This window comes from Sphingomonas sp. (assembly GCF_004799495.1).
Lineage (GTDB): Bacteria > Pseudomonadota > Alphaproteobacteria > Sphingomonadales > Sphingomonadaceae > Sphingomonas.
Map to the genome: position 1 here is coordinate 1 of NZ_SSMY01000014.1, position 15769 is coordinate 15769.

Genomic DNA, 15769 nt, shown 5'->3' on the forward strand with positions numbered 1-15769 from the left:
CCGACGGTGCGACCGCGCTGGTCGCGGCGGTGCAATGGCTGCAGGGGGCGTTGCTGGGCACCGTTGCGACGACTGTGGCGGTGATCGCGGTCGCGGCGGTCGGGTTTTTAATGCTCGGCGGACGGATGGATTGGCGGCGTGGGGTGACGGTTATCGTCGGATGTTTTGTACTGTTCGGGGCAACGAGCATTGTCGCGGGGGTGCGGGGAACAACGGGCGATGCGATCGCGGCACCAGCTGTTCCACCCTATAGCGCCCCGCCGCCCGTGGTGCGGCCTTCGCCGGTGCCGACCGCGGCATACGACCCCTATGCCGGAGCTTCCGCTCAGCCGAATTAGGGTGAAGCGCTGCCCACGTACCACAGCAGCGGGTTGTCCTCTCCAGCGCCCGGCACGTAGCGCGCGGTCATCGCGCCGGTGCCGTCATATCCCGCGATCCGCTGGTCGCCGGCGTAGAGGTACGTCTCCGTCCCCGCGCCGTCGCTCGCCTGGTACAGCCGCCCCAGTGGGTCGTACACCAAGGTCGCGCCCGTGCCGCTCGCCACCAGCCGGTTCTCCGCGGCTCTCTTCGCAAGCCCATCTTAAGAGCAAAGCCGACGCCATGTGGCGGCCTACGCGTGCGTATATGTGATCAGTAATGAGCGTAGCTCCATAATCCGTAATCGCGGAAATCTTATCCTATACCTAGCTGAATATTTTTTTCGTGAGAGCACAGATAGAATCCGACGCTGTAATTATCAGTATCCAACCACCCCTTTGCTGTTTCAACGTACGCACAATACTTATTAGTGGCGTCGGCAAACTTATATGAATACATATATGGCCCTTCAATTTTGTAATAAGGATGTGATCGGTAGACTACATTTGACAAACTACGTCTATCAATCTCTTTATAATAACAATGTCCACTCTCACGACTAAGGCAGTTATTGACCATATCGATAGGATCGAGCTTTTTGTAAGAATTTGAAACTAAGAACGCTACTATAACTATAACTACCAAAAATATTACGGGTAAAATAAAATTCCTCATTTTACCATTCCCCTAAATGTTCCGTATATATCTCTATCTGGAACCAAATACATAGTTGGATGTTTGCCATCGACGCCTGGTACTAAGCCTTTGTCGACCAGCGCTACGCCGACATCACGGATCAAGTTCGTGCCACTGGAGTCTGGTTTCCAGTCATATGGCTGTCTTGCTACCTGCCCGTAAGCTTTAATAGTATAAACACCGTTTTTTACACTGACGCTGCCCTGCCAATTAATACGGTAATAACCTACGAGATTCGTGGGGCTTGAAGATGTAGTAAATCTTACAGCGGCTGGCTGACCTGTTCTGACCGCCTGAGCGATTGCTTTGGGAATTTGAGAATTAGGATAATACCCAGCAGCCGCATCTCGCACAATTTGGCCGTGACTTTGCTCGGTACCGATACCAAAGCAGCCGACGCAGAATTGAACATCTTTTTCGGCATATCTATTAGACTCAAAGGCTCTTTGCATTTCGATGTTGCTGCTTATTGCCGGGGTCGTTGGGTCGTTAGGCTCCGCATATGAGATGCCGCATCCATTTACCGCCACAAAGCTTTCGCCAATTGCGCATTCTCCGCTTGGATCATTTCCATTTACGGGGTCGTTGGCGACATAGGCATACAGATTGTTCTGATCCTTATACCCGATCGGGTCTGTCTGCAGGAACCGGCCGAGGAACGGCGAGTAGAACCGCGCCTTGTAGTAATACAGCCCGAGCTGCGGGATCCACAGCTGCCCGGTGTACTGGTAGCGCCCCATGTTGAGGTTGGCCCCGGTCGTGCGGTCCAACGAGGGCACGCCGTACTCGTCGTAGCCGTTGATCCCGAGCAGCGCGCCGCTCGCGTCCGCCACCGACACGATCGAGCCGCGCTCGTCGCCCTGTAACGCGCGAGGGGCGGTGGTGGCGCTGCCCACGTACCACAGCAGCGGGTTGTCCTCGCCCGCACCCGGCACGTAGCGCGCGGTCATCGCGCCGGTGCCGTCATATTCCGCGATCCGCTGGTCGCCGGCGTAGAGGTACGTCTCCGTCCTCGCGCCGTCGCTCGCCTGGTACAGCCGCCCCAGCGGATCGTACACCAAGGTCGCGCCGGTGCCGCTCGCCACCAGCCGGTTCTCGGCGTCGTAGGTGAAGCTGTGCGTCCCGTCCGAAGCGAGGTTGCCGTTCGCATCGTAGCCATACGTCCGCGCGCCGCTCACCGTGCTGACCGACCCGGTGTACTGGTTGAGCGCGTTCACCGCGTAAGAGTGGCTGACATCGGTATAGCCGGGCCACGCATAGGCGGTGTTGCTGCGGAGCCTCGTCACCAGCTGGCTCGCGTTGTTGTAGCCGAACGTGCTGGTCACGTCCCCCGCCGTCCCCGACAGATCGTCGGCCAGGCTCGCCAGACGCGACGCAAGGTCGTACCCGAACGTCGTCGTCACCGCGCCCCGCGTCTCCGTCCACGGGCGGCCCTGCGCGTCATAGGTCATGCTCGCGATCGACGTCGTGTTGCCGAGCCTGACAAGGTACAGGCGCGCGAGCTGGTCGTAATTGTACATGAAGAACACGCTGTCGGGGAAATTGAGCCGCTTGCGGTTGCTCTCAAAGTCGTAGCCCGAGGTCACCGTGCGGGCGACGCCGCCCATCGCGACCGTCTGCGAGCTTTGCCGCCCGAACCCGTCATAGGCGGTGTCGACCGTGTCCGCGCCGCTCGCCGAATCGAACCGCGCGTAGAGCTGCAGCCCGCGCGGGTCGTAACCGTAATAGACGTTGCGCACCGCGGAAGCCGGCGGCGTCGTACACGCGAAGCTGGCCACGCACGCGCCCGGCACCGTCTTCTCGATCGGGCGGTCGAGCCCGTCATAGGCGTAGGTGAACACGCGCGCGTCGCGCTTGACCAGCTTGGTCCGGTTGTTGTTGCGGTCGTACGAATATTTTTCGCAATCGTTGCCGCTGACCGACGCGCCGTCCGGCCCGGTGACGAACGCCCCGAACGCATCGGTCGTCTCGGTGATGTTGCCGATCGCGCACGTCGCGATACCGCCGGGCACCGTTTTCGACGGGAACGCCCAGGCAACCAGGCGGTCGAATCCGTCATACGTATAGCCGGCCACATTCCCGTCGGCGTCCGTGACGGTCAGGGGCTTGCCGTTGGCGCTGTAGGTGTAGGTGACGTAGTCCTGCTGTAGCGGCGTGCCGAGTGCCTTGATGACCTTGTTGAGCTGGCCGTCATCGTAATATTTGTTTTGGGTGATGCGGTCGGGATTCGGCACGGTGCTGGCGGTGGTGAGCATGCACGCCGGCGTCGCCGTCGAGCCCCAGGTCGATGAATCCATCCGGACCGCGGTGCATTCGGCGCGACCGACCGAGTCATAGCTGTACTGAGTCATGGACTTTTCGACCCAGGCGGGGGCGCTCAGGCTGGCGTCCCATCCCCACACCGTAACCACCGACTTGCGGTCGAGCAGGTCGTTCGTCGTTTCCACTTTCGAGAACGGCGTGAACCCGGTCCAGTCCGACGGCGCCACCGTTTCGGACTGCCAAGCGGATAGTGCGCCGGTTTCGACCGTCACCGTGTTCGTCGTGTCGTTGTAGGTCGTTCGGGTCGCCGGATAACTGAATGGGGTTACACCATCGGCATCGGGCGCGATCGTCCCTACCACCCGGTCGATGTCGTCGTACCGGACCGCTGACAGGTACGGCGAAGCCGACGTCTGCGCGACGGCGGCGCCGGGGAGCGCGAGCGCGACGACCGCGAGCAGCGCTTGAGCCAGACGGACCATCACTGGCACGTCGTCCGCGCGGCGCCGGGTGTCGTCGTGCTGATCTTTCGACTGTATGCGTCATAACCATAGCAGGTGCGCAACGTCGTCAGCGTGCTGCCAACATACGCTGTCACCGCCGTCCCGCGCAGCAGCAGATTATCTACCGTGCCGTCCGCGCCGTATTCGTACGAGGTCACGCGTTGCGGCGCTGACGTGTCGCACACCGGGGTCGGGCTGCTGCCCGCCGCGGTCTGGCACTCGGTCATCGTGTCCGGCATCCAGATCGACTGCCCGGTCGAAACCAACGCCCCTCCCGAATTCAGGACGTATGCCGCCTTCTGCACATAGGTATAGACCTTGAGCGGCCGCGCCGCGCCGGCCGTCGGCGCGGGCTTCATCTCGGTCAGCATCCCGCCCCAAGCGGCGTAGGTCCAGTTCGTGACGTTGCCTTTCGGGTCAGTCCGCGACAGCGGTTTTGCCAGGTTCTGCGTGGTGACGCCGCTCGAACCCGCCGTGCCGTATGTAAAGGTTACGACGCGATCCGCCAGTCCGCTCCCGGGTTTGGCCCTGACGGTTTCTGTGGCGATCGCGTTGAAGTTCGCCGCGGAGTAGGTGGCGAGATATTTGTTGCCCTCGGGGTAGTCGACTTCGGTCAGCATCGTCCCGTCCTGCGACGGGTTGTTGGGACTGGGCTCGGCGCTTTTGCCACCGGCCCATTTGTATGTCGTCGTTCGATTGTAGGGATCGGTGATGGTCAACGGGCTCGAGTTCGAATAGCTGATCGTCGTTGTCTTGCCTGACGGGCCTGACGGGTCAGTCACCTGAGCACTGTCCAGATCGGTCCAGTTGGGAAAATCCCAGTCGTAGTTGCGCCAGGAAGCGTCCTCCGGAGCAGCGATTTTCCAGACGCTTCCATCGGCGAGTGTTTCGATGGGAATGTCGCTCGAGTCCGTGCCCAGACTTGCCTGGCAGACGCTGTACGAGGGTGGCTTGACGCACGTCAGGTCGCCGGGGTTTTCAATGCCGCTATAGGTATAAGAGGTTACCCTGCCGAGCGCGTCCGTGAAGCTCGATAGCTGCGGCGTCCCATCGTACTGGTAAGTGACCTTGCGCGGCCTAAGATCGCAGGTGGACGAGGCGTCCACATATGTTCGCGCCAGATCGATGGCACACGCATCGGCGACATAACCGTTGCTGCCGATATCGAAGAGAATTGCATAGCCCGTCGAATCGGTGACGAGCTTCAGGTTCTTGTTAGCGTCATAGTAGAATTTCTGAATGCGGCCGTCCGCGAACAGAATGTTGTCGACTCGTTGCGAGTAGATGCCACCGCCGATTGTTCCACCGGCATCGACGGACGGATTGAACGTGTAGATGTCCCCCGCGCTGTCGATATAGACGTAGGCGCTTCCGACTAGCCCGAGCACGCCCGAGAATGCATCGCCGTTCAGGAGGTCGAAGGTCGTGTTCGTCGTGCTGTACTGCTGCTGGTAAAGACCGCTTGCACCGCTCCCGATATGGACCGTATCGTGGTACCGCAACGGGAGTGTATAAGTGTTGCCGTCATAGGCGACAAAAGCCTTGGTGGCAGGCTCCACACTCGGCATTACATAGATGTCGAAATTGCTCGTCATTCTGAAGCCGAACTGCGCGTGCTCAGGATTGTTCTGACCGCGGCTCTTGTTCTTGCCGGGATAGCCCTGGTTGAAACGCTCCAGCGACAGACCTGCGATGGTCAGATCCGTATTGCTGACCTGCATTGTCCCGGTTTTGGGACTCATGTTCCACGCCATGATCGTCTGAACCTTCGGCGGCGGCAAGTCCTCCTCCTGCGCAGCCGCGGGCGCGCTGAACAGGAAAAGCGCGGACAATACCCCGGCAGTGGCGCAGGCGGCTCGGGCCCGATTCATCTATTTCTTCTCCGGTCGATGGGCTTGATCATTCTCGATCGCGTCAGGAAGCTACGCGTGCGTAATTCGGTGGCTCGCCTACGCACGTCGAGCTGTTGCCCGTGACCGTGATCGTAACGGACCCGGTGCTAGTGGCACCGAGTGCATCCGCGACAGTATAGGCGAACGTGAAGGTGCCGGTGGACGATGCGCTGAAGTTCACCGTCGTGCTGCTGGTGATGGTGGCATAGGCGCTGCCGGACCCATTGGTCGAACTCACATCGATCGATGCAACCGACAGGGGTAGATCGTTGTCGGGATCGGTGTCGTTCGCCACCAGATTTAGCGACTGCGTCGTCGCGCAATTGAAGCTGACCGTATCATGGACCGCGACAGGCGGTTGATTCGTCGGGCTGGGCGTAGGAGTGGGGGTTGGCGTAGGCGCCGGGGTAGGAGTTGGCGTCGGACAAGCGGCAGGCGCGCTCGTCGCAACATCGTACCGCGTACGATTGCCCGCCGCATCGAAGCAGGTGCCGGTCTTGCGCGTATCGTTCGGGCCGCCGCTGATGGAGCTCCCCGTGAGTCGGCCGAGCGCGTCGTACGTGTATGTCGTGGTTTCCTGGGCGGCGGCTGCGCCACCCATGACGGATACCGTCGCCACCGACGACAGAAGCCAAACCCTTTTCCGGCTCATCTTGCATCCCCCTGCAAAAAAGAATGCGTGCCAGAATCCAACATTACAACAGGGCTTTAGCAGCAATCCGTTGTGGTGCGTCGTTTTCTGGGGATAACTATGGGATGAGGATCGGCTTCAGCTTTTTCGCGCAGTTGCACCTAGCATTTTCCGACCGGTTTGCGCCCTAAATTCGGTCGTTCAGAGCGAGCGGCAACGGACCCAAAAGCAGTCGTAATCACAGCCTAGTTCAGAACTTGCGGCGCTCGTCCTCGTGTTCGCCAAGCCGCGAATTCGCGAAAACTAAGCGGGCGTTTGAATTGAAGGCCAGCCGCGCCGTCACGGCACCAGCGGACGATCGCGCCGCGTTCGTCGAGACCCGCGGCATTGATGTCGCACGACGCGCCTTCGAGAAGAAGGCGATCGGTTTTGATGCACATCCCCGCCTGCGAGGCATCGGCGATATGTACCGCAAATTCGCGGTCGGTTACGCGAACCGTTGCTTCCCCGTTGAGCTGGACACGAGGCGCGCGAACGCGTCGCCCCAGTTCCCCGAGTGTCTGGTGCGCCAGGTAAGCAAGGATAGGCACTTTCCGGTCGAACTTTACGCCGATCGACCCGCCCTCTGCCCAAATCACGCGCCCCGCGATCCTGCGCCCGGTTCTCAGTTCAAACTCCACCGTTTCTCCCACAGCGAGCGCGCAATAGATGTCAGCACGCAATCCGCCCGCGGACACGTTTCGCAGGATACACAACTCGTCGCCCCGCGCCGTGGCGAGCCTGGCGACCTGGAGGACCGTGCGGTGCCGCAGTTCGGCCCGCTGATCGCCAATTGCCCGATCGAACAGTGCGGCGCGATCGCTACCCACTGAATGAACTGTCATTTATCCCTCTCTCGATGCTTGATATTCGATTCCGTCGCCAAGAAAACTCACCGCGCCCAACTCTTCCGCGGACAAGATGTCGACGAGTTGCAGGCCTGCGGAGGACTCCTTCGTCCAGCGAACAACGCCTTGGCACTCGCGCCCGTTGGGCAGCTGGACGCTGACGCGCAGCCCCGCCTTGAAGGAGCCGTCGTGCCGCACCTTCATGCCACGCTGCGAAATGTCGTCGACTTCGAGCTTGTGAACGCCTTCTGCGCTGCGCCCATTGGCGCTGACTCGCCCTGTAGCCAGACGCAACGGCCGAGCCCGCTTGGACCGAGCTTCGGCCACTAGCCGCCTCAGCAGCTCAGCGCAATTGACGGGGCGCTGGAACGCCAGAGCGTAGCGGTTGCAGGCCTTCCCCGCCACGGTTGCGGTGAGGGAAACCGTCTCTGAGAAATCGACCCGGATTGCTTGCCCCATCCGCAGATCCATGATCGACGACAGTTCAATGCCGCCGTCAAATAAGGTATGAACCCTCGCCAGCCCTGCTTCCCCCGCAATGTGCAGGCGAGCGATTCGGTTCACGGTCGAGAGTCGGACATCTCCAACCAATCCACCGTTCTGCGCAGCGGGCCGCAGCCGATCGAAATCGTCCTTCGTGTCCATATTGATGCTCCCCTTGCTCCTGCGAGCCAAGTCGCAAGGGGCGGTCAAAACAACAATTCGTATGGGCTACGGTGGCGCGGGCAGGAAATTGTTTACCCAAAACCAAGATGCACCGCCGAGGCATCATAGCAATCGCGGCGGCACGCACCCATTTGCGTGTTGTTACCGTAAGATTACGGTAAGCCTCACTTTTTTGGTTCATCTAGAGCTTGGATGAGGTATCGGCCCTGAGTTCTCGTAAGGTAAGTGCGTGCCCTTGATCCATATCGTCGACGACGACGCTCACGTTCGCGCGGCGACCAGTTATCTGCTCACCAGCCGAGGTCATCCGACCCAGGTTTATGCAAGCTCCGAAGAGTTTTTAAACTACGCCGACCTCGAGCGAGGCTGCGTCCTTCTCGATCTACGCATGCCAAACGTCGACGGGCTCGCCACCATGGCGAGACTAGCCGAGCGAGGTGCGGTGGTGCCCGTCATCATGATGTCCGGGCACGGCGATCTTTGCACCGCGGTTCAAGCGATGAAACTCGGCGCCGTCGACTTCATTGAAAAGCCCTACAAGGAGCAGGAGCTTCTCGCCGCGGTTGCGCGTGCGCTCGATCTGCGCGCTCAGGAACGCCGCCGTACCCAGGGCCGGTCGGACGCGCTGGTCAAGATCGGCAAGCTTTCTCCACGAGAGCTCCAGATACTCCAAGGGCTGCTGGGTGGGCTCAGCAACAAGGGCATCGCGCGGCACCTCGATCTCAGCCATCGCACCGTGGAAATGCACCGGGCCACGATGATGGAGGATCTGGGCTGTGGCAGCTTGTCCGAGGCAGTCCGCATCGCGCTCGATGCCGGGCTCACTCCGCTTGCCGCGAGACCGTCGGAGCCCGTGAGCCTTCTGCCGCGCGCCAGCGAAGAGCCGCGGACCGAACCAGACACGAATGTCATCGGCACCGGCGCTCTTCCTCCTGCCGACGAGTTGCTCGAGGGTGCCATAGACTGCATCTTCCTGCTCGATCATGAGTGGCGTTTCACCTACCTGAACCGCAACGCTGCGGAGAAAATCGGCCAAGATCGCAATCTTATCGGGACTGTTATTTGGGACAGTTTCCCCCATTCGGTACATACGCTCGGCTGGTCCGAGCTTCATCGCGCCGCCGCCGAACGGAGCATCGCGCGGTTTCAGTTTTTTGAGCCCGATGTCGATTGTTGGTTTGACGTAAATGTCGTTCCCATCGCGAGTGGTCTGCAAATCGCGTTCCGCGACATCACCGCGCAGCGCCAGACGAGCGTGGCGTTGCAAACTAGCGAAGAGACGCTTCGCATGGCGCTGGACGCGACCGGTGACGGTGCGTGGGACTGGAATTTCGAAAGCGGCAAGATCGCCATGTCGAGCCGCTTCGTCCAGCACCTCGGCTACGCGCCGGGCGAGGTTCGCGGGGACATCGAGGCAATTCGGGAGCTGATTCACGCGGATGATTGGCCCCTTCTCGAAGAACGCCTGCGGGATCATCTCGATGGGCGAAGTGATACTTTCTCCTGTGAATATCGGCTGCGCCGGCGCGATGGCAGCTGGTGCTGGAATTTCGATCGGGGTCGCGTCGTCATGCGCGATCCGCAATCGGGCGCTCCCTTGAGGATGGTGGGCACGGCCTGCGACATTAGCGAGCGCAAGGCCGAGGAGGCCGAAGCGAAGGAGGCGTTGGAACGTATCGCGCTGGCCCAGCAAAACGCTGGCGCTGGCACATGGGATTTGGACCTGGACAACTACCGGCTCCGGCTCTGCCCGCGCAGCCGCGAAATGCATGGCTTGTCGCCCGACGGCGCGCCCGAGTTGAGCGATGACGAGTGGAGCACCTGTCTGCACCCCGATGACGTGGCTAGCACGCGTGAGGCACTCAACGAAGCGGTACGCACCGGAACGGACCTTCGCGTACGATATCGTACCGTCGCGACGGGCGGGCGTTGTCGGTGGATTCTAGGGCTGGGCAGTCTCGTTCCGGGGGGCTCGCGGCCGATCAGCTCGCTTCGTCGGATTGAACCTCGACATCACGAACGGCATGGAAGCGCAGCTTGCACTTCAGCGGATGCAGTCGGAGATCATGCACCTTTCGCGTTTCAGCGCGATGGGAGCGCTCGCGACAACGCTGGCGCACGAACTCAACCAGCCGTTGACCGCGATCGCGGGGTTCATGGGCGGGGTCAGGCGCTATGTCGAAGCGGGGGAACCGCGCGAGCGCGATACTGCGTTGCAAGCGATCGATGGTGCCGAACGTGGCGCGCATTATGCAGCGGAGATCGTTCGCAAGCTGCGCGAACAGGCGAGTGACGCTGCCCCCGAGCGGAGACCCGACAGCCTGCGCGAGACGCTCAGCGAAGCGATCCAGCTATACGGCCCGAGAGGCAAGGGGCGACGCGAGATCGGGCTGGAGGTCGACCAAGCCGCTGATTCCGTTCTCATCGATCGAGTTCAGATCGAGCAAGTTGTCCTCAACCTGCTTCGCAATGCCTGCGAGGCCAGTGAATCATCGCGCTCGATCAAGAAAATCATTGTCTCCGCTTCCATCGGGGACGCGAATATGGTGCCGGTTCGGGTGAGCGATGGGGGGGCGGCATCCCCGATGCCCTGAAGGATGACATCTTCAAAGCCAGCTTCACGACAAAGCCTCAGGGCATGGGCCTAGGGCTTTCAATTTGCAGGACCATTGTCGAAAATCATGGGGGCCGGATTTGGGTTGAAGGCAATAGCCGCGGCGGTTCGGATTTTTGCTTCACCGTTCCGCGAAACTCGGACCTTACTTCTGCGAATGGCGGGATCGCAATTTAGGCAATATCAATCCTGCTTGAACCCACTGCTCTCCAACCGGGCGTCTGAATTGCGCCCTGATTCCGGTCATCTGTCCCGACCGTCGGCAGACCTAAAAGCAGCCATTCGTCCGCTGTGCCTATCAGTTATATCTAGGCCGCGGCTCTATCGGCAGCGGTTTCACGTCGGCGCGTGAGCTTACAGCAAATGAAGCTGCCCGAGATCGATGAGAGAGAGAGGAACTGATGCGAGTGCCGCTGCAGAAGCGGCCTAATAGAGTTCTCTAGGGATTATAGCGATGCGGACGCTACCGACATGGAGACATAGCCGTTTTTGCTCGGCTGACATTCAAAAGATTTGATTGCACCCAAGACGAGATCTGAAGCGTTCCTCAGCTATCCGTCACGATCGGCCAAGCCAAGCGCTTGGGTTTCGCGCGCTTGGGCTGCGCTAGCCCGCCTGTCCTCAGGAGGTGATCCGTGGCCGAAGAACAACGAGCATCGGTGGTGAAGGCGTTATTTGTTCGCCTCACCGCGCAGGACGGAAAAGGCGATGAGGTCGAGGCCTTCCTTCGCGACGGCCTCGCGGCCGTCATGGAAGAGGAGGATACGACCACGTGGTACGCCTTGCGCTTCGGCGACCACGACTTCGCGATCTTCGACACTTTTCCGCACAACAGCGGGCGTCTCGCCCATCTTGCCGGCAAGGTCGGCCGCGCGCTGGTCATGCGCACCCCGGAGCTGCTCGAGGGCATGCCCAAGATCGAGCACGGCCACGTCCTCGCCTACAAGCTGCTGAACGACAGCGGGCAGGTCCCCGAGTGATGCGACCCGGCCAGCGCTGGCTGCAGGCGACTGCCGAGTGAGGCCCGAAGCCGACCCCGCGCCGCTGGCGCCTTCCTCCCGAGAACCGCGCAGCATGGAGCGGCGTCCGTTCGGTATCGTGTCGCGACCCGTTCCGGTGATCGGCCAGGGCACTTGGTACATCGACGACGGGCACCGACCGACTGCTGTGGCTGCGCTGCGCCGCGGTCTCGATCTCGGCATGACGCACGTCGACACTGCCGAGATGTACGGCGACGCCGAACTCGTGGTCGGTGAGGTCATCGCGGGGCGGCGGGACGAGGTATTTCTCGTTTCGAAGGTGCTCCCCAACAATGCTTCTCGCAGTGGGACCGTGGCAGCGTGCGAGCGCTCGCTCGCGCGCCTGCGGACCGACCGGCTCGATTGCTACCTCCTGCACTGGCCGGGCTCGCATCCGCTCGAGGAAACCTTTGCCGCTTTCGAGCGGCTCCGCGAACAGGGCAAGATTCTGTCCTGGGGGGTCAGCAACTTCGACGTGCCCGATCTCGACGCAGCATGGAGCGCCGGCGGCGAGGGCCAGATGGCTTGCAACCAGGTTCTCTACAATCTCGGCGAGCGCGCGATCGAGCACGCCGTGCTCCCCTGGTGCGAGGCGCACAATATCGCGGTGGTCGCCTACAGCCCGTTCGGCCATGGCGACTTCCCCGGCCCGCGCACGCCCGGCGTCCGGGTGTTGGAAGAGATTGCGGCAAACCACGGCGCTACCGCGCGCCAGGTCGCGCTTCGCTTCCTGACGCGGCACTCCAATGTGTTCGCGATCCCCAAGGCTTCCAGCATGGATCACGCCACCGAAAATGCCGGCGCTGGCGCGCTGCGGCTGACGCAGGCCGAACTCGCCCGGATCGACGCGGTAATCCCGCTCGGCCCGAGACCGTCCCGGCTCCCGATGCTGTAAGTCCGCGCAACCGAGTTTGAACGCCCAAGCGTATCCGGGATCCAGGAGGTGCGCATGCGAGATACCAAGGCCTCCGGGTTCGTGCGCGTTCGCGGCGCGCGCGAGCACAATCTCAAAAATGTCGATGTCGACATCCCGCGCGATGCGCTCGTCGTGTTCACCGGCGTATCGGGATCGGGCAAGTCGTCGCTCGCATTCTCCACGCTCTATGCGGAGGCCCAGCGCCGCTATCTCGAATCGGTCTCGCCTTATGCCCGCCGCCTGTTCCATCAGATGGAAGTGCCCGAGGTCGACGAGATCGAGGGTCTGCCGCCGGCAGTGGCGCTGCAGCAGCAGCGCGGATCGCCGACCACGCGCTCGTCGGCCGGCAGCGTCACCACCCTCTCGAACCTGCTGCGCATGCTCTACTCGCGCGCCGGCGACTATCCGCCGGGCCAGCCCCATCTCGATGCCGAAAGCTTCTCGCCCAATACGGTCGAGGGCGCCTGCCCGCGCTGCCACGGCCTTGGCCGGATCCACGAGGTTACCGAGGCCTCGATGGTGCCCGATCCTTCGAAGACGATCCGCGAGCGCGCCGTCGCCGCCTGGCCGCTGGCCTGGGGTGGGCAGAATCTGCGCGACATATTGATCAGCCTCGGAATCGACGTCGACACGCCGTGGCGCAGCCTGCCGAAGAAAGTGCGCAACTGGATCCTGTTTACCGAGGAACAGCCGCAGGTCCCGGTCTATCCCGGCTGGAGTCATGACGAGATCCAGCGCGCGATCCGGCGCAAGATCGAGCCCGCCTATATGGGCACCTTCTCGAGCGCGAAACGCCATGTCACTCACAGCTATGCGACCACCCAGAGCGCGATGATGAAGAAGCGCGCCGCGCGCTTCATGATCGCCCGGCTCTGCCCGGTTTGCGACGGCAAGCGGCTGCGCCGAGAAGCCCTGTCGGTCCGCTTCGAGGGTCTCGACTTCGCCGAGATAAGCCGGCTGCCGATGGCCCGCTTCTCGAAGATCTTCGCCCCCTATGCCGAGGCCAAGTCCGGCAAGCTCAAGGCGTTGCGCAAGACCCACCCGGAGAAGGCGTTGGTCGTCGAGCGCATCGCCGGTGACCTGTGCCGGCGGCTGTCGGTGCTGCTCGACCTCGGCCTCGGTTATCTGACGCTGGAGCGCAGCACCCCGACGCTGTCGCCGGGCGAGCTGCAGCGGCTGCGGCTCGCCACCCAGGTCGTCTCCAACCTATTCGGCGTGGTCTATGTGATGGACGAGCCGTCGGCCGGGCTCCACCCCGCCGATACCGAGGCGCTGCTCCGCGCGCTCGACGGCCTCAAGGCGGTCGGCAATTCGCTGTTCGTCGTCGAGCATGAGATGGATGTCGTGCGCCGCGCCGACTGGATCGTCGATGTCGGCCCCGCCGCCGGCGAGCAGGGCGGCGAGATCCTCTATAGCGGTCCGATCGAGGGGCTGCGCAAGGTCGCGGCGTCGGAGACGCGACGCCATTTGTTCGACGAAGGCGGCGGGACTCCGAGCCGGCAGCGCACGCCCGCCGGTTGGCTGAAGCTGGAGGGGGTCTCGCGCAACAATTTGAAGGCAGTCGATTGCGCGATCCCGCTCGGCGTGATGACCACCGTCACCGGAATTTCCGGCTCGGGAAAATCGAGCCTGGTCAGCCAGGCGCTGGTCGAGCTGGTCGCCGCTGCGCTCGGCGCGCCCGTCGCCGTCGAAGAGGAAACGGACGCCGAAGCCGCGCTCGAGGACCGCCCCGCCGGCGCGACCGAGGGGCGGATCCTGGGCGGGCTCGAAGGGATCCGGCGGCTGATCGAAGTCGACCAGAAGCCGATCGGCCGCACCCCGCGCTCGAACCTCGCCACCTATGCCGGCCTGTTCGACCATGTCCGTGCGCTGTTCGCGGCAACGCCCGAGGCCAGGAAACGCCGCTACGATGCCGGCCGCTTCTCGTTCAACGTCGCCAAGGGCCGCTGCCCGCGCTGCGAGGGGGAAGGCTTCGTCATGGTCGAACTGCTCTTTCTGCCGAGCGTCTACGCACCCTGTCCGACCTGTCACGGCACCCGCTACAATCCCCAGACGCTCGAGATCCGCTATCGCGGCAAGACCATCGCTGAGGTGCTCGCGCTAACGGTCGAGGGTGCCTGGGAGTTCTTCGACGACGCGCCTAACGTCTGCCGATCATTGAAGGTGCTTCGCGAAGTCGGGCTCAACTATATCCGCCTCGGCCAGCCCGCGACCGAGTTTTCGGGCGGCGAGGCGCAACGGGTGAAGCTCGCCACCGAGTTGCAGCGCGCCCAGCGCGGCGGCGCGCTCTATGTTCTCGATGAGCCGACCACCGGGCTGCATCCGACCGACGTGGAGCGTCTGCTCGGCCAGCTCCACGCTTTGGTTGACGCCGGCAACAGCGTCATCCTGGTCGATCACGACATGAAGGTGGCGGCGGCGAGCGACTGGGTGATCGACATCGGCCCGGGCGCCGGCGACGAAGGCGGGCGGATCGTCGCGAGCGGCCCGCCGGCAAAGGTCGCCGCCTGCCAGACCAGCCGAACCGCACCCTATCTCGCACGCGCCCTTGGTGGGGGGCGGTCGCCGCACCCAACTGAGAGCGGACCGACTTGAGCGCCTCAGTCGCTCGTTATCTCTTTGGCGTCCGGCTCCTCTCCGGGCTTGTAACGCGGTTTGGGTTGCGGGAGCAGGAAGAAGGCGAGGCACAGCATGGACATGGCCACCCCGACGCGCGGTGCGACGATCGCTACCGGAATCGCGGCGATCTGGATCAACGTCGCAATGCCGTAGCGGCGTGTCATCTGCCGGAGGAAATCGGGCGCGAGCCGTTCGTCCATCACTCGGCGACCCGGCATGCCGTAGAACCACTTGCCCATCCAGGTGCAGGAGGTGAGGGCAAGCGCCGCGACCAGCGTTATCGCCGCGGTGGGCTCGAAGGACGTGCCGAGGTGAAAGCACCAGGCGCGGATCGGATAGGGAATCACGATCATTGCCAGGAGGAACAGCAAGTTGAGCGCGCCGAACCAGTGATCGCTCCTGGCGTAGATGCGTCCCGAATAATGATGCTGCAGCCAGTAGGCGCCGATCACGCCGTAGCAGACGATCAGCGCGAGATGTTCGCGCCATTGCTCCGCCATGGCGCTTGCGAGGTCGCTGTATCCGTGCGGGCCATCGGGAGAACCCGGGACTTTTATCTCGACGATCAGCAGAGTCAGCGCGATAGCGAAAACCGCGTCGCTGAAACCTTCGAAGCGCTTGAGCCCGCGCTCAGCACCGTGCGTCCCATGGTTGCGCTGAGCCATATGTTCACAACGCCGGGCCTCGCCCAAGGTTGCCGCCCGGGG

General features: G+C 62.4%; 12 protein-coding genes and 2 pseudogenes. 7 read left to right on the forward strand and 7 right to left on the reverse strand.

Annotation, left to right across the window (positions count from 1 at the left end; translation table 11 throughout):
* Nucleotides 1–218, forward strand: a pseudogene (locus tag E7773_RS14850) (TrbC/VirB2 family protein); the annotation flags it as partial.
* Nucleotides 219–334: 116 nt separating this feature from the next.
* Here the strand turns inward: E7773_RS14850 and E7773_RS14855 are convergent.
* From E7773_RS14855 to E7773_RS14880, 6 genes are all read right to left on the reverse strand, one after another.
* Nucleotides 335–544 (reverse strand): hypothetical protein, encoded by a 210-nt coding sequence (locus E7773_RS14855; protein ID WP_293992814.1) that lies wholly within the window; start codon nucleotides 542–544, stop codon nucleotides 335–337.
* A gap of 484 nt (nucleotides 545–1028) precedes the next feature.
* Nucleotides 1029–3797 (reverse strand): RHS repeat-associated core domain-containing protein, encoded by a 2769-nt coding sequence (locus tag E7773_RS14860; protein ID WP_293992816.1) that lies wholly within the window; start codon nucleotides 3795–3797, stop codon nucleotides 1029–1031.
* Entirely contained in the window at nucleotides 3797–5650 is a 1854-nt protein-coding gene (locus E7773_RS14865) for a hypothetical protein (protein ID WP_293992819.1), read from the reverse strand. The genes E7773_RS14860 and E7773_RS14865 overlap by 1 nt, the downstream gene beginning before the upstream one ends.
* An 82-nt stretch (nucleotides 5651–5732) precedes the next feature.
* Nucleotides 5733–6362: an Ig-like domain-containing protein gene (locus E7773_RS14870; protein ID WP_293992821.1), complete on the reverse strand. Its 630-nt coding sequence runs from the start codon at nucleotides 6360–6362 to the stop codon at nucleotides 5733–5735.
* Nucleotides 6363–6586: 224 nt separating this feature from the next.
* Nucleotides 6587–7225, reverse strand: a complete 639-nt coding sequence (locus E7773_RS14875) for a PilZ domain-containing protein (RefSeq protein WP_293992823.1) — start codon at nucleotides 7223–7225, stop codon at nucleotides 6587–6589.
* On the reverse strand, nucleotides 7226–7873 hold the full coding sequence (locus E7773_RS14880) for a PilZ domain-containing protein (protein ID WP_293992825.1): 648 nt from the start codon (nucleotides 7871–7873) through the stop codon (nucleotides 7226–7228). It abuts the gene before it with no gap.
* Between the two features lie 250 nt (nucleotides 7874–8123).
* Here E7773_RS14880 and E7773_RS15575 point away from each other — a divergent pair.
* The 6 genes and pseudogenes from E7773_RS15575 to E7773_RS14905 all read left to right on the forward strand — a co-directional run.
* A pseudogene (locus tag E7773_RS15575) lies at nucleotides 8124–9845 on the forward strand (PAS domain-containing protein); the annotation flags it as partial.
* Between the two features lie 49 nt (nucleotides 9846–9894).
* Entirely contained in the window at nucleotides 9895–10488 is a 594-nt protein-coding gene (locus E7773_RS14890; RefSeq protein ID WP_293992828.1) for a histidine kinase dimerization/phospho-acceptor domain-containing protein, read from the forward strand.
* An 8-nt stretch (nucleotides 10489–10496) separates the two neighbouring features.
* On the forward strand, nucleotides 10497–10685 hold the full coding sequence (locus tag E7773_RS15580; protein ID WP_363130594.1) for an ATP-binding protein: 189 nt from the start codon (nucleotides 10497–10499) through the stop codon (nucleotides 10683–10685).
* A gap of 458 nt (nucleotides 10686–11143) precedes the next feature.
* Nucleotides 11144–11488: an antibiotic biosynthesis monooxygenase gene (locus tag E7773_RS14895; protein ID WP_293992831.1), complete on the forward strand. Its 345-nt coding sequence runs from the start codon at nucleotides 11144–11146 to the stop codon at nucleotides 11486–11488.
* Between the two features lie 37 nt (nucleotides 11489–11525).
* Complete coding sequence (locus tag E7773_RS14900; protein WP_293992833.1) at nucleotides 11526–12422, forward strand: aldo/keto reductase; 897 nt, start codon at nucleotides 11526–11528, stop codon at nucleotides 12420–12422.
* A 54-nt stretch (nucleotides 12423–12476) separates the two neighbouring features.
* The gene (locus E7773_RS14905; RefSeq protein ID WP_293992836.1) at nucleotides 12477–15038 is read left to right on the forward strand and encodes an excinuclease ABC subunit UvrA; all 2562 of its coding nucleotides are present in this window, start codon (nucleotides 12477–12479) and stop codon (nucleotides 15036–15038) included.
* A gap of 5 nt (nucleotides 15039–15043) precedes the next feature.
* Here the strand turns inward: E7773_RS14905 and E7773_RS14910 are convergent, their stop codons facing one another.
* Nucleotides 15044–15727, reverse strand: coding sequence for a TMEM175 family protein (locus E7773_RS14910; RefSeq protein WP_293992839.1), 684 nt, complete (start codon nucleotides 15725–15727; stop codon nucleotides 15044–15046).
* Nucleotides 15728–15769 lie beyond the last annotated feature (42 nt).

What these genes read in the sequence shown, in the direction of transcription:
- E7773_RS14860 (WP_293992816.1), bottom strand. Translation starts at nt 3,797, where the DNA reads ATGGTCCGTCTGGCTCAAGCGCTGCTCGCGGTCGTCGCGCTCGCGCTC.
- E7773_RS14880 (WP_293992825.1), bottom strand. Translation starts at nt 7,873, where the DNA reads ATGGACACGAAGGACGATTTCGATCGGCTGCGGCCCGCTGCGCAGAAC.
- E7773_RS14910 (WP_293992839.1), bottom strand. Translation starts at nt 15,727, where the DNA reads ATGGCTCAGCGCAACCATGGGACGCACGGTGCTGAGCGCGGGCTCAAG.
- E7773_RS14875 (WP_293992823.1), bottom strand. Translation starts at nt 7,225, where the DNA reads ATGACAGTTCATTCAGTGGGTAGCGATCGCGCCGCACTGTTCGATCGG.
- E7773_RS14905 (WP_293992836.1), top strand. Translation starts at nt 12,477, where the DNA reads ATGCGAGATACCAAGGCCTCCGGGTTCGTGCGCGTTCGCGGCGCGCGC.
- E7773_RS14870 (WP_293992821.1), bottom strand. Translation starts at nt 6,362, where the DNA reads ATGAGCCGGAAAAGGGTTTGGCTTCTGTCGTCGGTGGCGACGGTATCC.